Source organism: Ruminococcus sp. AM31-15AC, assembly GCF_003462045.1.
GTDB lineage: Bacteria > Bacillota > Clostridia > Oscillospirales > Ruminococcaceae > Hominimerdicola > Hominimerdicola aceti.
This window is the reverse complement of record NZ_QTYG01000022.1, coordinates 19,499-40,578: the sequence shown is the minus strand read 5'-3', so window position 1 is coordinate 40,578 and position 21,080 is coordinate 19,499. Positions and strand designations below refer to the sequence as shown.

21 protein-coding genes, 4 tRNA genes and 1 pseudogene are annotated in these 21,080 nt (G+C 44.2%); 8 read left to right on the top strand and 18 right to left on the bottom strand.

The annotated features are described in order from the left end of the window. Positions 1–324: 324 nt before the first annotated feature. Positions 325–927, top strand: a complete 603-nt coding sequence (locus DW793_RS07960) for a sensor histidine kinase (protein ID WP_181988322.1) — start codon at positions 325–327, stop codon at positions 925–927. A gap of 340 nt (positions 928–1,267) precedes the next feature. On the opposite strand, the pseudogene ppdK reads toward DW793_RS07960, so the two are convergent. The 18 genes and pseudogenes from ppdK to DW793_RS07875 all read right to left on the bottom strand — a co-directional run bounded on the left by ppdK (position 1,268) and on the right by DW793_RS07875 (position 16,315). Continuing rightward, a pseudogene (gene ppdK, locus DW793_RS07955) lies at positions 1,268–3,894 on the bottom strand (pyruvate, phosphate dikinase). A gap of 406 nt (positions 3,895–4,300) precedes the next feature. After that, positions 4,301–5,527 carry a class I SAM-dependent rRNA methyltransferase gene (locus DW793_RS07950; protein WP_118157573.1) on the bottom strand — a complete coding sequence of 409 codons (1,227 nt, stop codon included), beginning with the start codon at positions 5,525–5,527 and terminating at the stop codon, positions 4,301–4,303. Positions 5,528–5,783: 256 nt separating this feature from the next. Further along, on the bottom strand, positions 5,784–6,005 hold the full coding sequence (locus DW793_RS15360) for a peptidoglycan DD-metalloendopeptidase family protein (RefSeq protein WP_252969742.1): 222 nt from the start codon (positions 6,003–6,005) through the stop codon (positions 5,784–5,786). Beyond that, entirely contained in the window at positions 6,002–6,451 is a 450-nt protein-coding gene (locus DW793_RS07945; RefSeq protein WP_252969741.1) for a hypothetical protein, read from the bottom strand. The genes DW793_RS15360 and DW793_RS07945 overlap by 4 nt, the downstream gene beginning before the upstream one ends. A gap of 270 nt (positions 6,452–6,721) precedes the next feature. Beyond that, on the bottom strand, positions 6,722–7,111 hold the full coding sequence (locus DW793_RS07940) for a hypothetical protein (protein WP_118157572.1): 390 nt from the start codon (positions 7,109–7,111) through the stop codon (positions 6,722–6,724). Beyond that, positions 7,090–7,734, bottom strand: a complete 645-nt coding sequence (locus DW793_RS07935; RefSeq protein WP_118157571.1) for a helix-turn-helix domain-containing protein — start codon at positions 7,732–7,734, stop codon at positions 7,090–7,092. The genes DW793_RS07940 and DW793_RS07935 overlap by 22 nt, the downstream gene beginning before the upstream one ends. 297 nt (positions 7,735–8,031) lie before the next feature. After that, positions 8,032–8,107: transfer RNA gene (locus DW793_RS07930), tRNA-Gly, on the bottom strand. A 3-nt stretch (positions 8,108–8,110) separates the two neighbouring features. Then, positions 8,111–8,186: transfer RNA gene (locus tag DW793_RS07925), tRNA-Phe, on the bottom strand. 7 nt (positions 8,187–8,193) lie between these two features. Then, positions 8,194–8,270, bottom strand: a tRNA-Asp gene (locus tag DW793_RS07920). Between the two features lie 101 nt (positions 8,271–8,371). Further along, a tRNA-Val gene (locus DW793_RS07915) sits at positions 8,372–8,447 on the bottom strand. A 273-nt stretch (positions 8,448–8,720) separates the two neighbouring features. Then, on the bottom strand, positions 8,721–9,743 hold the full coding sequence (locus tag DW793_RS07910) for a hypothetical protein (protein ID WP_118157570.1): 1,023 nt from the start codon (positions 9,741–9,743) through the stop codon (positions 8,721–8,723). Between the two features lie 127 nt (positions 9,744–9,870). Next, positions 9,871–11,124, bottom strand: coding sequence for a transglutaminase domain-containing protein (locus DW793_RS07905; RefSeq protein WP_118157569.1), 1,254 nt, complete (start codon positions 11,122–11,124; stop codon positions 9,871–9,873). Positions 11,125–11,172: 48 nt separating this feature from the next. Further along, entirely contained in the window at positions 11,173–12,525 is a 1,353-nt protein-coding gene (locus tag DW793_RS07900) for a hemolysin family protein (protein WP_117927671.1), read from the bottom strand. 197 nt (positions 12,526–12,722) lie between these two features. Next, positions 12,723–13,214, bottom strand: a complete 492-nt coding sequence (locus DW793_RS07895) for a hypothetical protein (RefSeq protein ID WP_022288084.1) — start codon at positions 13,212–13,214, stop codon at positions 12,723–12,725. A gap of 16 nt (positions 13,215–13,230) precedes the next feature. Further along, positions 13,231–13,734 (bottom strand): pantetheine-phosphate adenylyltransferase, encoded by a 504-nt coding sequence (gene coaD / locus DW793_RS07890; protein WP_022288083.1) that lies wholly within the window; start codon positions 13,732–13,734, stop codon positions 13,231–13,233. Further along, positions 13,734–14,288 (bottom strand): 16S rRNA (guanine(966)-N(2))-methyltransferase RsmD, encoded by a 555-nt coding sequence (gene rsmD / locus DW793_RS07885; protein ID WP_038670722.1) that lies wholly within the window; start codon positions 14,286–14,288, stop codon positions 13,734–13,736. The genes coaD and rsmD overlap by 1 nt, the downstream gene beginning before the upstream one ends. Before the next feature lie 176 nt (positions 14,289–14,464). Beyond that, entirely contained in the window at positions 14,465–15,355 is an 891-nt protein-coding gene (locus DW793_RS07880; protein ID WP_118157568.1) for an NPXTG-anchored protein, read from the bottom strand. 195 nt (positions 15,356–15,550) lie between these two features. Continuing rightward, positions 15,551–16,315, bottom strand: coding sequence for an SDR family NAD(P)-dependent oxidoreductase (locus DW793_RS07875; protein ID WP_118157567.1), 765 nt, complete (start codon positions 16,313–16,315; stop codon positions 15,551–15,553). A 233-nt stretch (positions 16,316–16,548) separates the two neighbouring features. Here DW793_RS07875 and DW793_RS07870 point away from each other — a divergent pair, with 233 nt between their 5' ends. The 7 genes from DW793_RS07870 to DW793_RS07845 all read left to right on the top strand — a co-directional run bounded on the left by DW793_RS07870 (position 16,549) and on the right by DW793_RS07845 (position 21,072). Continuing rightward, entirely contained in the window at positions 16,549–17,076 is a 528-nt protein-coding gene (locus DW793_RS07870) for a hypothetical protein (RefSeq protein ID WP_118157566.1), read from the top strand. Positions 17,077–17,126: 50 nt separating this feature from the next. After that, positions 17,127–18,035 carry a nucleotidyltransferase gene (locus tag DW793_RS07865; protein ID WP_118157565.1) on the top strand — a complete coding sequence of 303 codons (909 nt, stop codon included), beginning with the start codon at positions 17,127–17,129 and terminating at the stop codon, positions 18,033–18,035. A 213-nt stretch (positions 18,036–18,248) separates the two neighbouring features. Further along, entirely contained in the window at positions 18,249–18,575 is a 327-nt protein-coding gene (locus DW793_RS07860; protein ID WP_118157564.1) for a hypothetical protein, read from the top strand. Further along, positions 18,572–19,111: a GDSL-type esterase/lipase family protein gene (locus DW793_RS07855; RefSeq protein WP_118157563.1), complete on the top strand. Its 540-nt coding sequence runs from the start codon at positions 18,572–18,574 to the stop codon at positions 19,109–19,111. Before DW793_RS07860 ends, DW793_RS07855 begins: the two co-directional genes overlap by 4 nt. Positions 19,112–19,128: 17 nt before the next feature. Further along, positions 19,129–19,278 carry a hypothetical protein gene (locus tag DW793_RS15355; protein ID WP_252969739.1) on the top strand — a complete coding sequence of 50 codons (150 nt, stop codon included), beginning with the start codon at positions 19,129–19,131 and terminating at the stop codon, positions 19,276–19,278. A 29-nt stretch (positions 19,279–19,307) separates the two neighbouring features. Continuing rightward, on the top strand, positions 19,308–19,643 hold the full coding sequence (locus DW793_RS07850; RefSeq protein ID WP_252969744.1) for a DUF4358 domain-containing protein: 336 nt from the start codon (positions 19,308–19,310) through the stop codon (positions 19,641–19,643). A gap of 13 nt (positions 19,644–19,656) precedes the next feature. After that, a complete protein-coding gene (locus DW793_RS07845; RefSeq protein ID WP_118157561.1) occupies positions 19,657–21,072 on the top strand; it encodes an MBOAT family O-acyltransferase in 1,416 nt (471 codons plus the stop codon). Positions 21,073–21,080 lie beyond the last annotated feature (8 nt).

Genomic DNA, 21,080 nt, shown 5'->3' with positions numbered 1-21,080 from the left:
AGCGTCCCTTTGGGGATGCACAGCTCATCTGCTGCTGCCTTGGTGCCAATCTCCTTTGCGAGCTTTATTGCCTGCTTTTTAAACTCTTCATCATATTGTTTTCCTGTTCCCATTGATGACACACTCCTTTGTTTTTATTATACTTTGATTGTTTTGTATGTGTCAAGTTTTATTATACAGGATTAGTTATTCTATGATAATAGAATAAACAGTTTCTTGACAGTACTGACCATTATAGCTTTTTTAACAATTATTATTTCATTTGTATTCAGCAGTATTTCACGTCAATACTATGAAAGCATATCAAGAATAATGGAAAAACAGATGGCAGGTCAAGTTGAACATTACCAAAAGATCAATAAGCTTACAGACGATTTAAGAGAATTTCGTCATGATTATAAAAATCATATGATATGTTTGCAGGCAACGCTTGAGAAAAGACAGCTTGATGAAGCACTTGACTATGTAAAAAGTATAACCAAGCAGGAGATAATTGATGCAAATAAGTTTTCAAGCGGAAATCAGATCGCTGATTCGATACTTTCGGAGAAAAGCGAATCAGCAGCATATGTGGGTTCGCAACTTAAATTCAGCGGTTTCATTTCCGATGAGATCCCTGCTGTTGATCTTTGCACGATGCTTTCCAATGCCTTGGATAACTCTATCGAGGCTTGTGAAAAACTCAGCTCATCCGATTCTGCTATTATAGCGGTGAAATGTGCAGTTGTACAGAATGTTCAGGTTATTAAAATATCAAATCCAACTTTGGATAACAAAAATTTCGCAGAGACTTCTAAGCATGACAAAGATAATCACGGCTTTGGGTTATACAACATTCGCAGGGCTGTCGAAAAACTTGGTGGTGAAATGAAAATTCCAAAACAGTTTCCAGAGTTTATTCTGGAATTGGAGTTTCCGATCAAATGATAAAAGCTGTTGTATGATTATGATGACATACAACAGCTTTGTAATAGCTCCTATTCGGTTTATCTTTATTTTTCTGCGTTAATGGCATAACGCAAGCAGATCATCTTTAATATAAAAAGACTTCACTTGACTATCTTTGCCTGACCTTCACACACTATAACATAAAACCTCCGCAGTTAAACTACGGAGGTTTTATCAGCATATTTATACATTCACCCAAACCTTAATGGTCAAATCTTCCCATTGGTTTCGTCTGAGATACGATCCCTGTGCTTTTCGGTAGTGCTGAGTTTCCTCAAAGCCAAAGGTGTACTCATATAAGGGCAGTTGTAAATTTCGCTTATTTCTGTGCGATAGCAGCCTGAGCAGCAGCAAGTCTAGCAATTGGAACTCTGAATGGTGAGCAAGATACATAGTCAAGACCGATCTTGTTGCAGAACTCAACAGATGTTGGGTCGCCGCCGTGCTCACCGCAGATACCGCAGTGAAGCTTTGGATTAACTGGCTTACCAAGTTCAAGAGCCATTTCCATAAGCTTGCCTACGCCGTTCTGGTCGAGCTTAGCAAATGGATCGTTCTCGTAGATCTTTGCATCATAGTAAGCATTGAGGAACTTACCAGCGTCATCTCTTGAGAAACCGAATGTCATCTGTGTAAGGTCGTTTGTACCGAAGCAGAAGAAGTCAGCTTCCTTAGCGATCTCGTCAGCTGTAAGAGCAGCTCTTGGGATCTCGATCATTGTACCAACCTCGTACTCAAGGTCAGAACCAGCAGCCTTGATCTCAGCGTCAGCAGTCTCAACAACGAACTTCTTAACATACTTAAGCTCCTTGATATCATTTACCAGTGGGATCATGATCTCAGGCTTAACTGTCCAGTCTGGGTGATTCTTCTTAACGTTGATTGCAGCCTTGATAACAGCCTTTGTCTGCATCTTAGCGATCTCAGGATATGTTACTGCAAGACGGCAGCCACGGTGACCCATCATTGGGTTGAACTCGTGGAGTGAAGCGATGATAGCTTGATAGTCTCAACAGGCTTGTTCTGTGCCTTAGCAAGAGCCTCGATATCAGCCTCTTCTGTTGGTACGAACTCGTGAAGTGGTGGGTCAAGGAATCTGATAGTAACAGGGTTACCCTCAAGTGCCTCATAAAGAGCCTCGAAGTCAGCCTGCTGCATTGGCTCGATCTTAGCAAGAGCAGCTTCTCTCTCTTCAACTGTGTCTGAGCAGATCATCTCTCTGAATGCAGCGATTCTCTCAGGATCAAAGAACATGTGCTCTGTACGGCAAAGACCGATACCCTCAGCACCCAGCTCTCTTGCCTTCTTAGCGTCAGCAGGAGTATCTGCGTTTGTTCTAACCTTCATTGTTCTGAACTTGTCAGCCCAGCCCATGATCCTGCCGAACTCGCCGGCGATAGTAGCGTCAACAGTTGGGATAATACCATCGTAGATGTTACCTGTTGAACCGTCGATTGAAATATAGTCACCCTCGTGGAACTCCTTGCCTGCGAGTGTGAACTTCTTGTTAGCCTCGTCCATAACGATATCTGAGCAGCCAGATACGCAGCATGTACCCATACCACGAGCAACAACGGCAGCGTGTGATGTCATACCGCCTCTAACTGTAAGGATACCCTGTGAAGCCTTCATACCTGTGATGTCCTCAGGTGATGTCTCAAGTCTTACGAGAACGACCTTCTCGCCTCTCTCGTTCCAAGCCTCAGCGTCATCAGCTGTGAATACGATCTTACCACAAGCAGCTCCTGGAGAAGCGCCAAGACCCTTGCCCATAGGAGTAGCAGCCTTGAGTGCCTTTGCGTCAAACTGTGGGTGAAGAAGTGTATCGAGGTTTCTTGGGTCGATCATTGCAACAGCCTCTTCCTCAGTTCTCATGCCCTCATCAACGAGGTCACAAGCGATCTTAAGAGCAGCCTGTGCAGTTCTCTTACCATTTCTTGTCTGAAGCATATAAAGCTTACCGTGCTCAACAGTGAACTCCATATCCTGCATATCTCTGTAGTGATCTTCAAGTGTCTTACAAACCTTGTTGAACTCAGCGAATGCCTCTGGGAACTTCTGCTCCATTTCAGAGATGTGCATTGGTGTACGAACACCAGCAACAACGTCCTCGCCCTGTGCGTTTGTAAGGAACTCACCGAACAGACCCTTAGCACCTGTAGCTGGGTCTCTTGTGAATGCAACACCTGTACCGCAGTCGTCACCCATGTTACCGAATGCCATGGACTGAACGTTTACTGCTGTACCCCATGAATAAGGGATATCGTTATCTCTTCTGTATACGTTAGCTCTTGGGTTATCCCATGAACGGAATACAGCCTTGATAGCTCCCATGAGCTGCTCCTTAGGATCAGTTGGGAAGTCAGAACCGATCTTAGACTTGTACTCAGCCTTGAACTGGTTAGCCAGTTCCTTAAGATCCTCAGCGTTCAGCTCAACGTCCTGCTTAACGCCCTTCTTAGCCTTCATCTCGTCGATAAGCTCTTCAAAATACTTCTTACCAACTTCCATAACTACGTCAGAATACATCTGAATGAATCTTCTGTAGCAGTCCCAAGCCCATCTTGGGTTACCAGACTGAGCAGCGATAGTCTCAACAACTTCTTCGTTAAGACCGAGGTTAAGGATTGTATCCATCATACCAGGCATTGATGCTCTAGCACCTGAACGTACAGAAACGAGGAGTGGGTTCTCCTTGTCACCGAACTTCTTGCCTGTGATCTCTTCCATCTTTACAATGTACTCGTTGATCTCTGCCATGATCTCAGGATTGATCTCACGGTTGTCCTCATAATACTGAGTACAAGCTTCCGTTGTGATCGTAAAGCCCTGAGGAACAGGGAGACCGATATTTGTCATCTCAGCAAGGTTAGCACCCTTACCGCCGAGAAGCTCTCTCATGTTGGCATTACCCTCAGAGAAAAGATAACAATACTTCTTTGCCATTGGTTTTTTACCTCCAAAAATTTTTTGAATTCCGAAGCGTGCGGACACAATTATCCCGTCGCCCACGGTTACATATATATTATAACAGATTTAAAGCCAAATTACCATAGGTTTTTCTCACTTTTATACATAAAATCTTATACAATATTTGCTCACTTTTTATGTGCAATATGACAGTTTTTAAATACCAACACATAAAAAAAGCCCTGCTGAAATCAACAGGGCTGAAATGTCTATTTTGTCGGTGGAAGCAGCTGCCTCTGCAGAAAATACCTACTTATGTCCGATACCGCAGACAAACGGCAATATATCACAAGCCGTACATTTATAATGCGCTGAACGGGGTGCGCCACGCTTATTTCTAAGCCACCTATATCATACCATATCCGCAAGCATTTGTCAACACCTACACCACCTGAAAAAGATAAAATTTCAGATAATCCGTTTCAGGCACATTGAGAAGTATCGGGTGGTCAGGGGCTTGCTGTCTTGCTTCAATAAGCTTGAGCTGAACGCCTGCGTCCTTTGCAGCATTCATTACCATTTTCACAAACAGCCTGTTCTCCATAAAATGCGAACATGAGCAAGTGGCAAGATATCCGCCCCTTGGCAGAAGTCTCATTGCCCTGTAGTTTATCTCCTTGTATCCCCTCTCAGCGCTTCCCACTGTCTTTCTGCTCTTTGTGAAAGCAGGCGGGTCAAGGATTATCATGTCATAATCAGCCTTTTCTTCAAGAAGCTTCGGGAGCAGGTCGAAAACGTCTGCACAAAGAAAATCCATTCTGTCCGTCAGACCGTTTCTCTCAGCATTCTCCCTAGCCGTATCAACAGCAAACTGTGAAACGTCCACCGCCGTAACGTGCCTTGCACCGCCCATTGCCGCATTGAGTGCGAACGAACCTGTGTGGGTAAAGCAGTCAAGGACCTTCTTGCCCTTTGCTATCTTCGACACTGCAAGTCGGTTATATTTCTGGTCAAGGAAAAAACCCGTTTTCTGACCGTTCTCAACATCGACCTCATAGCGTATGCCATTCTCCGTTATCTCAGTGATATTTGACGGTGGCTCAGGGAGAAATTCAGCCCTATACCAGCCCTTGTACTGCTCCAAGCCCTCCAGCTTTCTGATAGCGACATCGTTACGCTCCATTATGCCCGAAATTTTAACTCCGTCTTTCTCAAGTTCTTCAACAAGAAGCCTGAATATCATATCCTTTATCATATCCATGCCGTAGGAAAGCACCTGCGAAACAAGTATATCTCCATACTTGTCGATAGTAAGCCCCGGCATGCCGTCAGCCTCACCAAAAATAAGCCTGCAAGCCGAAAAATCGTCCCCCATAACAGTTTTTCTGTAATCTATAGCATAGCGGATACGTCTGCGGAAAAAGTTTTCCGAGAAATTTTCATTTGCGTTGTCAGATAAGATCCTTATCCTTATCTTGCTGTTAAGGCTGAGAAAACCCGTTCCCAAATATGAGCCTTTTTCAGAGAAAACATCGCAAAGCTCGCCGTTTTTCAAGCCCTCAGGCTCGTTTCTCAATTCGTCACAATACACCCATGGGTGACCGTTTTTCAGAGACATTTCCCCTTTTTTCGATATAGTGAACGCAGGATAGATTCTTTTGCTTTTCATTATTATACCTCACAATAATTTATACATTATCCACACAATATAAAACAGACCGCAGGGGACGACGCCCTCGGCGTCCCGCCACTCTATGTTCTGTGTAAAAACATCAGCAATATTGCCTTAAAGTATAATTATAGCACAATTCTCTCAATTCTGCAATACATATGTATCGCCGCACCCGAAAATTTTCAGATGCGGCGTTATATGGGGGATTATAACATCAGCACTTTGTATTACAAAGCGCCAAAATGAAGAAAGCTTATTTGTCCGCAGGGTCAATAAACTCGATAGGGTCTATCCACTGACCGTTCTTTTTCAAGCCAAAGTGCAGATGAGAAAGCTCTGCCACTTCCGCCTGAGCAGTGTCGCCCACAGCACCTATGACCTCCCCTGCATTCACCTCGTCGCCCTCCTTGACGGACATTTCTTTTGACAGATTGTAGTAATGTCCTACAATGCCGTTTCCATGGTCGATAGTCATGCAGTTGCCCCACAGAGGGTCGTCCCATATTTTTGTGACAGTACCTTGTTCATCGCCTTGACAGGCTCGCCAAGGTCAGCTTTGATATCAACTCCATCATGGGTTTTCCAGTAGCCGAGAGTTTCCGACTTCACAAGCTCGCCATTAGAAAACGGCTCTAATATCTCACCGTTCACAGGCATAACATTAGGCTGCGTCTGAATGTCCACATCCGTCTTGGAGCTTTCGTCCTTTTTAACGTCCGTTTTCTTGTTATCAGCCTGCTTTGGCGCAGTGCTGTCAACGCTCGAAATGGTCAGATTGTCGGTGATATCCTCCATAGCCTTGTTATATGCAGCTATACCCGCACCGCCAAGAGCCAGCAGACACGCCGCAAGTGTAATGTAAACACCCTTCGCTCCCAGAGCCTTGCCTGCGTGTGAATTTCTGATACTGAATTTTTTCATACACACAAAACCTTTCTCCGATATGATTTCCGCAGCCACTGTTGCGCCCACGGCAGTCTTATGCTATCGGCGGCATAAGTCCTCTGGCATTATTTTTGACATATACGGGTAAAATATTCACAGCAAAATAAAAATACCGCACCCAAGCTTTCACCCAAGTGCAGTATTTTCTATTTCCGAACACATTTATGTAGGGGACGGCGCCCTCGACGTCCCACAAAGTCCAAATTATCCCTATCCGTTTTGTATCTTTCTTTTATCTCCTCAGCACTACCTATCCTGCGACCTCTTTCTCGCAAACTTAAACACTACCCCTGCGATACCAAGCACCGCCGCAACTCCCGCCAGACAAAGGCAGACTATAACATCATAGCGGCTGTTATCAGCACCTTTCAGTGAAATTATGTCAGACAGTTCCATGCCGTTCCACGCATTGCTCAGCACAGTCATTGCCGCTACCCAAACCGCAGATGCCGCAAAGCAAAGCGCCCCCTTGAAAAAGCCATTCACTTTTAGATACCTTATAATAAGGAACACTGCCCACACCAACGCCACACAAGTTACCGTTGCGACCATGCCGTCACGAAGGTCTGCCACGTCACCATATTTCAGAGTACCATAAATAACGCAAGCAAAGGTCAGCACAGAATCCGCTGCCATGCAAATAAGCCCCTTGCAGTTCCTGCATACTTTTCAAACACATCACTCCTCAGTACAAAAGGCAGAAACACGATAGCCTCCCCAAGAAGCGTTCCAAGCACCGCCATAACAAACCAATCCCCGTGTGAATAAACGCACCCTGCGGCATAAAGAAGCATAAGCGAAACTGTTGAAGCCCCAAGCGTCCACAGCGCCCTATTCTCCTTCACAAGCACAGGCACATTGATGAAAGAAAACGTTAGCATCAGCGACGTGATAAGCACCATGAACCAACCTATACCGCCATGAGCCACATTATAAATAAAGCTCGGTATTATCGCCGCAAGATAGCCTATTCCAGTTATAATAGTGTACCCCCGAACAAAGCGTTTATAGCTTTTCACCATAAGGTCGGATTCCCTCTGCTGACGATCCTCGCTTGCAGTGCAAAGCTCATGCTCAGAAATGTGCAAGACCTCGCATATGCCTGATATCATGGTTATGTCAGGATAAGAAATACCACGTTCCCACTTTGACACAGCCGACTCTGTAACATAAAGCGCCTTTGCAAGCTCTTTCTGTGATAAGCCAAGTTCTTTCCTTTTTGTCTGAATAAATTTCCCCAGTGTAGATTTATCTTCCATTTTCATCGTCACCTTTCAGCATAATTCAGAGTGCGCTCTCTATGGTCAACATTATAGCCCACGGCTTTGAAAAAGTCAACAAAATCGAGCTGGACTGTCAGTCAAGCCGCCTATTTACGCACTTTGCAGCACCTCCGCCAACACGCAGGAATAAAAAATCGCCCTGCTAAAAAGCAAGGCGTTACTGGAGCGGGTCAGAGGGGTCGCACCTCCATCTCCTTTCAGGAAGAAAAGTATTCTGGTAATTGAAATAAACCCGCAAAAATATGAAGTCCTTACTCATCGTAAGGACTTTTTTGGAGCGGATTACGAGGCTCGAACTCGCTACCTCCACCTTGGCAAGGTGGCGCTCTACCAGATGAGCTAAATCCGCATTTGGTGCTTCCGGACGGAATCGAACCATCGACACGAGGATTTTCAGTCCTCTGCTCTACCGACTGAGCTACAGAAGCAAAACAATGGCGACCGGAATGGGGCTCGAACCCACGACCTCTAGCGTGACAGGCTAGCGTTCTAACCAGCTGAACTACCCGGCCATTGAAAAAAATAACTTCAAACTTTTCGAGTTCAGCTCTCCGAGAATGAAGAATAATTATTATCGTTGACAGGCAAATCTCTTTACCTGTCACGAAATAATTGGTGGGAACAACAGGGCTCGAACCTGTGACCCTCTGCTTGTAAGGCAGATGCTCTCCCAGCTGAGCTATGCTCCCTTTTAGCTGGTTTGTTGTTTTCAGGACTTTGTTTTGTTGTGTCCCTCACAACAGTATCTATTATACACTATCCCGCCCTGTTTGTCAACACCTTTTTTGATATTTTTTATGTTTTGTATCATTTTACAATGCTAGTCCGATATTTTTAAAAACTTATGTGCATTTGCAACATCAAAGCCGCACTTTTTGCCTTGAAATGGGCTTTTTTCATCAGGCTTTCCCCCAAAAAAATCCGCCGAACCACACGCCCGACGGATAAATTTTTTTCAAGAATTATTTTTTATCAAGCTGTTTTTTGAGCTTTTCCTGCTCCTGCTCCATAAGCTTCATAAGTTCCTCCAAGGAAGCTGACGCTGTCTTTGTCTGCTGTGCAGGCTTTGCCGCAGGTTTTGCCTTTGGCACAGGTTTTTTCTCAGACTCAGGGGCTACAGTGCCCTCAGTTGAAGCCGCCTCGTCAAGAAGCTGTGAAGCTCTCTCGTAGTAAGAACGGTCTATCTCAGCACGCTCTTCCTTTTCCGCAGGTCTTTCAAATATAGTTTCCTCGACCTCTTCTACTTCCTCGATAACTTCCTCCGTTTCAGCCTTCTCTTCACCCTCAGGCTCAGCCTTGTGGTGAGAAGCTATCTCGTCGTCAACGTGCTTGCGATGTTTTGCGATCTGCTCGCCCTCATTCTCGCCGCCGAACAGGAAATCGTCAAGAGTAACGCTCTCTGCAGGTTCTTCCTCGTCATCGTCCTCTTCCTCATCATCTGAAGAATGAGTAGCGATAGCAATTATAAGCTCGATAACAACGAGCAGGAATATAGGAACAACAGCGCACACTATCATGCCGAATGTTGACGACATAAACGTAAGCACCTTGCCTGCTGTCATGTAATATGTAGAAGCTACGCCCACAACGTTCTTTGAGCTTATCTCATAAAGCTTTGCAGGGTCTTTTTCCTGATAAACAGTGTAAACAACGCCGTTGTTATCGTCAGTTGAAGTGATGTCATAAAGCCAGAACACGCTTGTTCCAATATCAGGCACGTTCTCGCACACAACTGCCTCGCCTATCTTGTCTGTGCTAGGGGTCATGTTCGATGTGATAACAAGTGAGCCGTCAGGAACTCTGTCACCCATGCCGTCACCATTCATTATGTACAGGCTGTAGCCTGCAATGCTCGGTGTAACGTTCTTGTTTTTGAAAACACGTCCCACTCCCACAACGATAAGCATTTCCAGAATAATAAAAACAATAAAGAATATCAGCACGTTCTTGCCTGCTGATGACTTCTGCTTAGTAGCACTGCTCATACTAAAAATAACATTCCTTTCCAAGATATATCCAAAATATCATATTTTATCGCATTAATACATTCATTATATCACAAAGCGCCGCAAATTTCAACACATTTGAGCATATTTTTTGCTTTTGAGAAAATTATTCATTTTTGTAAAGTATTATTGTGATAGTATACAGTTCATCATTTTTTATGACTGCATATTTCGAGGTAGACCAATCTCCCCCAGCCTGACTGTACGCACGCCTCAGCACGTCAAAGATAACACCGCTATTCTCATCAAAGAGAGTATCCACAGCCTTGTCATACATTTCACTGTCAGCACATTTTAACCTTGCATATCCACTGTCAGTCATTGCTTCCGCCACAGAACGGCACATCATCTGAACGACATCATCACCGCTTTGAGCATACAGACCGTTTCTTCTGTAATAATTTGCCCCCGTGGAAAATGCCTCAGGATAGTTCAAAAACTTGTTGTCGTCCGCTGTATGGTCTTTTGCACACTCGGCGTCAGTGATGCCAAAATAGTCATAGCGGATATAGTCCTCCCCTGCGTCTGTCACAGGATCGTCCCAAGTGAGGTCAACATTCGTCCATTCACCGTCTATCATGACCTTGTTCCACAAATGTGGCTGAACAGCTCCGCCGTCATAGGCTTTGCCTGCCACAGGTATACACTTTATACCCGCCTTGGTACAAAGTATCTGCATAGCCTTTGCATACCCCTCGCACACAGCCTTGCCCTCTACAAGACAGCCATATGCAGAATAGCAATTTTTTGCTGTATCGTCATAGTTACACTCAAGAATTATGCTGTCGTGGAAATACAGCACCTTGTCATAATCCGACCAGCCCTGCTCAATGCCTGCAAGTATCTCCCCGACCTTTTTATCCAGCTTTTCTTTCTCAGCCTGCGCTTCCTCAGCGGTCTTGTCATATGTGACCTCCACAGATGTCACATATCCATCTCCGTCAATGCAGATAGTATACTGTGAACCCATATAGTCGATATAAGGACAAGCCGAAGTAAGCATGGAGATAAACGCGCCGATATCGTCCTTGCTTATAACTCCCTCAGCCAGCTCCACAGAGCTTTCAAATCCGCTCAGCCCTTTGTAAAGCTGTGAAAACACACGTTTTTCGTCAGCACAAAGAAAATCGGCGATATACTCTGCCGTGTCAGGTATCTCAAGTGCCGTAAAACTCTCGTTTCTGCTGTCAAGCCCTGTTTCAGTATGTCTTTCCGAACTGGCTTCAAAATACGCATGAGTGTTCACAAAAGTATTTTTTGAACGGTTTTTATTTTTCTCTCCCGTTCCGCCTAAACTGCACCCCGATGTGCAGATAAGCACTGCCGCTGTAAGTGCGGCGACCATTTTCTTTTTTTTCAATTTTTGTCCTCGATTTTTACACAAAATTCTGTCTGTATCTTTCAGCCCTTAGTCCGTGACCTCTTCATTATCTCTTTTTATCACAGCCCTGAGCCGTTCTATTTTCTTTTCATGTATCGACAGCACCTTGAACTCCACGTTTTCCCAATGCACCGTCACCTTTTCGTTATCCTCAGGCACATGACCCAGCAGGTCCATAACAAATCCACCGATAGTGTCATAATCCACCTCGCCGTGATACTCCTTGCCAAGAGCCTCCATAACGTCGTCAAACGCTGCTGTGCCTACCATATCATAGCAGTCAGAAGATACCTTCTGTATCTCCTCCGTTTCGTCATCATATTCGTCCTGAATACTACCCACGATAGTTTCAAGCAGATCCTCCATAGTAATGATACCGGCTGTTCCACCGTAATCGTCCACCACAACTGCTATCTGTGTCTTATCTTCAGTGAACTCTTTGAAAAGCTCACCACACTTGTTGCTTTCAGGCACAAAGGTTATATCTCTCATAAACTCCTTTACAGGACGTTCTTTTTTATCCTCTTCAAAAACCAGCCTGAGCAAGTCCTTTGCGAATATAACACCACTTATGTTGTCGGCATTGTCGCAGTAAACAGGTATTCTCGAAAAGCCCTCGCCTATAACAAGCTTCACAGCCTCCGAAAGCGTGGAATTTTCTTCTATGGCAACCATTTCTGTGCGGTGTGTCATAACTTCACGAACTTCAATATCGTCAAAATCAAAAATGTTGCTTATCATTTCCGCCTGACTTTCCTCGATGCCGCCCGTTTCGTTTACAGCGTCCACCATCATGAGTATCTCTTGCTCAGTGACAGAGTCTGCCTTGTTTGTGGACTTAATGCCGAACAGCCTTAAAATTCCTGCCGAAACCGCTCCGCTCACAGCAGCCAATGGGCTGAATACCGCAAGAAACACTTTGTATACGCCGCAGTTGTTTAAAATGAACTTCTCGCCCACCTTGCCTGAAATGCAAAGCTTTTTCGGTATGCCTATGCCAAAAGTGCATATAACAAGGGCAAGCAGACAGCTTATTATAACAAATGAACATATGCCGCTAACATAATACGGTGCCTGATAGTTAAAAAGCGTATAAAGCCCGTCAGAAATCGGCTCGTAGAAGAATATGACTCCCACCACCGAAACTACGATTATCATAATAGAACGTGCAATGAGGTTTGTTGCAACTACCCTGCCCGTTCTTTTCAGCAAAGCCGCAAGTTTTATAGCTTTCGGGTCTTTGTCCTCCTCAGCCATTTTCTTTAGCTTAGCGTCATTGAACTCCACAGCCGCATTTTCGCACAAGGTAAGAAAAGCCATAAGCAATATTACCGCCGCACAAACACCTATTCCCGTCCACAGTCGCCCGACATCGTCCATAAAAAAAATACCGTCCCTTTCACATAGGCGAAAAAGCTCGCCTTTTTATCATACACTATTTATTATAGGCAACATATGCTTCTTTGTCAATAGATATTGTCACAATTTTTCACATTCTGCCTGAATTTCATATGGGCAATTTTAGTTATGAAAAAAGCAGACAAGCCGCAAAGCCCATCTGCTTACATCAAACAATATTATTTCTCTGCCGCACCTATCTTGGAAACTGCGTCCCTAGTAGTGTTTACGTCCTTAAGGCTCTTTGTAAGCACCTCAGCCGCCTCAGAAAGCGACTTGTTAAGATTTTCAGAAAGTGCCTCACGAATAGCCTTGTCCTTAGCCTTAGCCTGCTCAACGATATCAGCCGCCTGCTTGTTAGCCTCTGCAGCTATCTGCTTTGCATAGTCAGCCGCCTGCTTGATGATCTCCTCCTGAGCCACAAGCTTCTTAGCCTCGTCCTTAGCCTTCTTTACGATCTCCTCGGCTTCCTTGTTGGCCTCAGTAAGGATATTTTTCTTATCTCTTGTCATATCCTTTGCACGCTTTATCTCACCCGGAAGGTTAAGTCTTATGCTGTCGATGTATTCACGCATCTGCTCAACATCGATCATTTTTTTCTGTGAAAACGGTACGCTTGAAGACTTGTCAAGCAGTTCGTCCATAAGTTCAAGTATTTCCTCTACCGTCATTTTAAACACCCTTTCATTACTGATCTATATTATTGGCAGGCTTATAGAGCCTGTCAGTGATCTTGCTCTGTATCTGTTTCGGCACGAAGCCTGTGATATCTCCGCCGAAGCTCGCGATCTCCTTTACAACGCTTGACGAAAGGAACATATTCTCTCCCGTAGTGGTGAGAAACACCGTTTCAGCGTCATTGTAAAGCTTTTTATTTGCAAGAGCCATCTGGAACTCATACTCAAAGTCAGACACAGCCCTAAGTCCCTTTACGATAGCATTAGCACCCGTCTTTTGCAGATAATCCGCCAGCAGACCGTTATAACAATCCACCACCACATTATCAAGGTGCTTCGTGACTTCAATTATCATTTCCATTCTTTCTGTAGGTGTGAAAGCAGCCCTTGATTTATTAGCATTAAAGGACACCAGTACTATCACCTTATCGAAAAGCTTTGAAGCTCTGTCGATTATATCCAGATGGCCCAGCGTAACAGGGTCAAAGCTTCCCGGGCAAACAGCGATACGCATCAATAGTCCACTTCTTTCATTGGTATCTTATAGACCGTCAAAGCGGTCTTACCGTATTTATATCTCTTATGAAGCTTAAGTCTGCCGTAGCTTTCTCCAAGCTCAAGCTCCTTTTCATGCTCGCACACAATGATAGCACCATCATTGAGCTTGCTCTCCACAAGCTCCAAAGCCTTTTCAACTATGCCCATTCTGTAAGGCGGGTCGATAAAAACTATATCAAGCCCGGCTTTGGCAACTTTAAGATATTCCAGACTATCCATGCAAAGCACACGGGATTCCTTATTGAAACCGCATGAATCCACATTATCCTTGACGATAGCCACAGCCTCAGGATTGCTGTCCACGAAAACGCAGTGACTAGCCCCACGGCTGAGAGCCTCTATACCCATTTGACCGCTGCCTGCAAAAAGGTCAAGCACCGAGCTTGCGGGTACATCAAACTGAATAATGGAAAAAACAGCCTCTTTTACCATATCTGTAGTTGGTCTTGTATCCAACGACTCCAAAGTTTTAAGCTTTTTTCCTCTGCATGAACCTGTAATAACTCTCATAAAAAATAACTCCAAAATAAAAGTATACAATCATTATACTATATTAATTACCATTTGTCTAGACTATTCGCCGATATTTTTTTATTTTTTATACCACACACAAAAAGGGACTTCACAGTGGAAGTCCCTTTAGTTATTTTAATTATGTACCCTAAGAAACAAGTCCTCAGTTAAGATTACTTTCTCTTAGAAACTACGATAGCTGCACCTGCGAGAGCGATACCTGCAAGAGCGATACCTGCTGTTGCGCCTGTAGCTGCTGTTTTGTCAGAAGCTGCATTTGAAGATGTAGCAGTTGTTGTGCCTGTTGTACCAGTCTTTGAAGAAGTTGTTGCGGCTGTGCTGTTAGCCTTTGAATCAGTCTTGCTGTCAGACTTGCTGTCTGCTGTTGAGTCAGTCTTGCTGTCAGTGCCGCTTGATGTGTTATCTCCGCCCTGATCCGGGAATGTCAGACCAACTGTGTACTGACCATTGCCTGTTACCTTTGCAAGTGTGAACTGAGTTTCTGCAGGGTTAAGATCTGAGCCATCCTGCCAGAATGTTGTGTTGAATGCAGCACCATCAAGTGAGAAACCGCCGCCGAGATATGCCTGACCAGTTGTAGACTTGTCACAAGCAGCTGCTGAAAGATCGCTTGTAAGTCCGCTGATAGTAAATGTTACTTCAATTGACTTAGCCGGCATTGTTGAAAAGAGCTGATCGTTCATTTCCTTCTGCTCACCGTAAACGTCTGGATTGTAAACATTAGCAAGTTCAAGCTTAAGCTCGCCGCTCTGCCAATAAAGGAGCTTTGGCTGATCGTTGATAGTTGCATCCTCACCATCGATCTTTACACCGTCAACAGTAACTGTGATAGGGAGTGAAGCCCAATCATCCGGACCCTTGCCGTTCTCATCTAGAATGCCATTAGCCTTAGCCTCATCCTCTGTCATTGGGATATAAATGCCAAATACAGAAACGCCATTTGATCCGTTAGGGCCCTTATCAGCTGCGAAAGCTGTTGTTGCCATAGCTGTTGCAGCTATAGCTGCTGCAGCCATGCCTGCGAAAATCTTTGTAAGTTTCATTTCTAAAACTTCCTTTCTTAAATAACTTTACTTACATTGTACTTTATTTTCCGAAAAAATTCAATCGGCCGATTTACCAAATATGATAACGTTTTCTTATGCAATCACAACAATTTGTACTATTGATTTTTAGAAGTATAGCCCAATTTCCGCACTTTACAAAACTTTTTTATCTTATGTAAAAATACTAAACCGTCATTTATCAAGCTTTTTCTTCTGCACCTTTCCAGTCATTTTCAGTACGATACCTCTAGGAGCAAATTTAGCCCCTGCATAAAGTGCCTTTATAGACTTCTCAGGGATAATGATGAGTTTTCTGCCGAACATTCCCTCAAGAGCCTTTTTTGCACAAAACTGTGGTGTTATGGAGCTTACGCCGAACTTGCAGTTTGCAACGTCATTGAACTCCGTATCCACAGGACCCGGGCATACCGCACAAACGTGTACCCTGCTGTTTCTCGCCCTCAACTCCTCATATATTGCGCTGGTAAGGCTCACAACATAAGCCTTTGAAGCATAGTATGTTGCCATCATAGGGCCACCATACATAAGCCCTGCCGAGGAAGCTATATTCATTATATAACCCCTGTCAGCGGCAACAAAGTCTTTCAAAAACAGCTTTGTAAGCATATGCACCGCCGTAACGTTGGTGTCTATCATTTTAAGCTCAGTGTCCAGAGGAAGCTCATCAAAGCTGCCCACTGCTCCAAAGCCTGCACAGTTAACAAGCACCGATATTTTCTCGCTCTTTGTTTCCTCATAAAGCCGCAGACATTCTTCCCTGTCGGAAACATCGCAAACTATCACCCTTGTGTTGTCACCAAGCTCCGACGCAAGATCTCTGAGCCTTTCCTCACGTCTTGCGCTGAGTATCACACGAAAGCCCCTTGCAGACAGATCTCTCGCTATCTCTCTGCCAATTCCCGAGCTTGCGCCTGTTACCAAAGCCGTCTTAGCCATTTATATCATCCTCCGCCCTTTTCAGGGATATTATTTGATTTTTGTCATATCAGTATATCACATTAGTATCACCCTGTCAAGTGTAAGAAAGTTGTAAAATACGCAGAAAAGCATTGCAAAAAACTGAATAAAAATGTCAAAATCTCTTGACATTTACTTTAAAGTATGGCATAATGTTAATATAATTTTAAGAAATAGAATAAAATTTAACTTGAAAGTTGTAGGGAGAATTTATGAATAACTATCAAACGGGCAATATAAAGCTCGAAAAGCTCGCAAAAGAAAATTCAGCTTTTCAAAACTGTCAGCCCGATATGTCTGACGTAAACTTTGAGATAGGCAAAAGCAGCAGCACAGTTAAAATATTTGCCGCCATAGCAGCTTTCGCACTGATATATGGCATAAGATTTTTCTTACGCCGCTATGTTGGAAACCCGAATGGGTCGATGTCTGCCGGAGATATCGTTTTTTGGTGCTTTATAGGCTTGATAATCGTCCTTGTAGTTGTGACAACGGTCAAGGAAAAGAATAGTCCCACTATTTCAGTTATGGGCAAAAAACTGTTCTATAAAGGAAACTGTTGGTCAAGCGATGAGATATCTCATGTTAAATGCACAAAATGGTTAGAGAGAGTCGAAGTGTATTCATCAGGCAAAAAAGTCCTGACTTTCCCATGGGAAAAGGATAACTCCGAGCTTTTTATAGCTTGGGTGAAAAAGTGCGGGATAAAATTTGAAGATAACCGTATGCACTTATTCTGATAAAAATCAAATAAAAAAATATAAACCAAAGAACAAGGAGATAAAAAATTATGAGTTGTACCCTTTGCATACTTGCCGCAGGTCTTGGAAGTCGCTTCAAAGGCGGCATAAAACAGCTTGAACCTTTCGGCCCAAACGGCGAGATAATAATGGATTATTCTATCTATGACGCCGTTGAGGCAGGCTTTGACAAGGTCGTATTCATTATAAGAAAGGATATCCGTGATGCCTTTGATAAAATGATAGGCGACCGTATCTCAAAATACGTCAAGATAGATTACGTTTATCAGGAGCTTGACTGTCTTCCGGAGGGCTATTCCGTTCCTGAGGGGCGTGTTAAGCCATGGGGTCACGGTCACGCAGTCTGCTGCTGCAAGGGCGTTATAAATGAGCCTTTCGCAGTAATAAACGCTGATGATTTTTACGGTAAGGAAGCTTTTGTGAAGCTCCACGATTTTCTCTGCAATGAAAACTCAGATCGCAAAAAACTTCATCTCGGCATGGCAGGCTTCATACTGAAAAACACTCTAAGCGACTTCGGTGCAGTGAACAGAGGCGTCTGCGAAGTGAAAGACTCTATGCTCACAGACGTTGTTGAAACCTACAATATCCGCCGTGAGAATGACGGCGAGGTCTATTCAGGCAAGGAAGAAACAGCCGAGCTTGACGAGAACTGCTATGTGTCAATGAATATGTGGGCTTGCCCTGACGGCTTTATAGATAAGCTCAATGGTATGTTCACAGACTTTATGAAAGAAAATAAAGACAGCCTGACAGCGGAGTTTCTCCTCCCTGCAGGTATCGATACAATGATAAAAACAGGTGTTGCAGACTGCAAGCTTCTGGAAACTCACGATAAGTGGTTCGGCGTTACATATAAAGAGGATAAGCCAACCGTTAAAGCCGATATCGCAAAGCTTATAGAGGCTGGCGTTTATCCTGAAAAGCTTTGGAAATAAAACTTTTTCAAACAAATAAAACAGAATAATTTGTCAACAATAAGTCGGGCAGAACAAATTCTCCCGACTTTTTTGCGTCTGTTTGTAAAAAGTGAAGAAAATCCTTAATTCGACTAAAAAGCACTTGAAAAAGGCTGTAAAATGTGTTATGATAATCTTTGAAACGGATCTGCTTTTTTGCAGGTCAGGAGAGATAATATAAGAGGTAGTATAATGGAGAGCCAACACGGTAGCAATTTGAAAAATATAAGAAAAAAAAGAGCCACAGCACAGCAAAGCATAGTGTCATTGAGTTGTCTTGTGTGCATAGCATTTGCGGCAATATGGGGCTTCCATGCAGGAAGCGGCAACAGCAGGGCTGTGGAAGCAAAGAAGATGTCAGCTTCAAGCTCTGTGGCAGAGAGCGAAAGCTCCGAGAGCAATGCAGACAACTCTTCTCAGGCAGAAAGCATGGTCGATGAGAGTGGCATAGATGAAAGCCTTACTGACAGCTCAGTTACCCATGATGACGCCGACGACCTTTCCGACGCAGTTTCATAGGCGACTCGCGAACAGTTGGTCTGCAAAACAACTGCGATAAACCAAAAGCAACATTCCTTTGCTCTGTGGGAATGCACATCGACACCGTTATGACAGACCAGAACATCACCCTTTCAAACGGCAATGCAGGCACTGTTATCGACGCTCTTGGAGAAAGACAATATGGCAGAGTGTATATAAACCTCGGAACTAACGAGCTTGGCTGGCCTTATATCGACACCTTCAAGGATTATTATACACAGCTTATCACAAAAATTCAGGAGATACAGCCTGACGCTGTTATCTATGCTGAATCTATCCTCCCTGTAACAGCTTCAAGAAGCTTACAGGGCGACGCCATAAATAACACAAATGTAGCCACATTCAATCAGGCTATCTCAGAGGTGGCACAGCAGACAGGTATAAATTATCTTGACTGTACCTCTGCTGTAGCAGGCGCAGACGGCACTCTTCCGGAGGAAGCCTCCTCAGACGGAATACACCTTATGAGCGAATACTGCGACAAGTGGCTCAACTATATAATCGACAACACATAAGAAAGGAAAGAAGAATTATGAAAACAAAGAAGATACTCTGCACTCTTATGGCAGTTATGTGCATTGGCACAGCAGCACTTACAGGCTGCGGCTCAGGCTCCGACAGCAGCACAGCAAGCTCCGCAAATTCAGCGGCAGCCGCTCAGACAAACGAGGCGTTGACGTAACAGCCGTTGCTGACAAGCTCAAGGACGGCATAGAGTTCAAGGACGAGCTCGCAGAGCTTGACGAAGCAAAGATAGAAAAGATAATCGGCATATCAGCAGACAGCTATACAAAGGCTAAGGTCTATGTAAGCTCGTCAGGAGGAACAGCCGAGGAGATAGACTGCTTTGAAGCCAAGGACGCGGACAGTGCAAAGGCTATCACAGATACACTTACAGCAAGAGTTGAAAGCCAGAAAAAGGTTTTTGAAAACTATGTCCCTGAGGAAATGACAAAGCTTAATGACCCTGTTCTTGTAACCAACGGCAATTATGTTTACCTCTGTCTTTCAAACGACAACGATAAAGCAAAAGAGATAATAGGCTAGGAGTAATAAATATATGCTTTTTTCAAGTACAACATTTCTGTTCGCTTTCCTGCCTATTGTACTGATAACGTATTATATCGTCCCACGCATAACACGCAATCTGGTGCTGTTTATTTTCAGCCTTGTGTTTTACGCATGGGGCGAACCTGTTTATATCGTCCTCATGATAGCTTCCACTATCGTTGCGTATATAACAGGACTATTGGCAGACAAACAGCGTAAAAACGCAAAAAAATACACTCCGCTCATCGCAATGATAGGAGCGGTGGTGTGGAACATCGGGCTTCTTCTGTTTTTTAAATATACCGACTTTTTCATCGGTGCAGCAAACAGCATTTTCGGCACGCAGATAAAGTCCTTGGGTCTTGCCCTCCCTATCGGTATCTCATTCTACAGCTTCCAGACCCTTTCCTACGTTATCGACGTTTATAAGGGCGAAGTAAGAAGTCAGAAGAACTTCCTTGACCTTGCCACCTATGTTGCCCTTTTCCCACAGCTTATCGCAGGTCCTATCGTAAGATACATCGACGTTGCGGAACAGCTCAAAAAGCGTAACGAGAGCATAGAGCATTTTGCACAGGGCGTCTGGAGATTTTCCATAGGTCTTGGCAAAAAAGTCATTCTCGCAAATACTATCGGCGAGCTTTTCGACACTATCTCAAACTCAGCACAATCCGAACTGAGCGTTGCCGCAAGCTGGCTGGGCATAATAGCCTATACCTTCCAAATATACTTTGACTTCTCAGGCTATTCCGATATGGCGATAGGTCTTGGCAAAATGTTCGGCTTCGACTTTCTTGAGAACTTCAACTACCCTTACATCTCCACCTCTATCACAGATTTCTGGAGACGCTGGCATATGTCACTTTCAAGCTGGTTCAGAGATTATGTCTATATCCCTCTTGGCGGCAACCGCAAGGGCAAAGCAAGACAGTGCCTAAACATTATGATAGTGTGGTTTCTCACAGGCTTCTGGCATGGTGCAAACTGGAACTTTATGCTATGGGGCGTGTACTTCGGTGTGATACTCCTATGTGAAAAGCTTTTCTTGGGCAAAGCCCTGAAAAAGATACCTGCATTTTTCCAGCACCTCTATGCACTTCTTTTTATAGTCATAGGCTGGGGAATATTCTCCTATGAAGATTTCGGCAAGCTCACACAGAACTTCAAAAATATGTTCGGCGCAGGGGGACTTCCTCTCATAAATCACCAAACAGTGTTCTGGCTCGCACAGTATGCAGTAACAATAGTGATACTTGTGATAGCTTCAACACAGCTTCCTAAAAAGCTCGCCTTGAAGCTTCAGATCAAGTGTCCTGAGATATGCGGCTGTATACTCCAACCGCTGTTCGCATTAACACTTTTGGCAGTTTCCACCGCCTACCTTGCAGGTAATTCATTCAATCCGTTCCTGTATTTCAGATTTTAAAGGAGGAC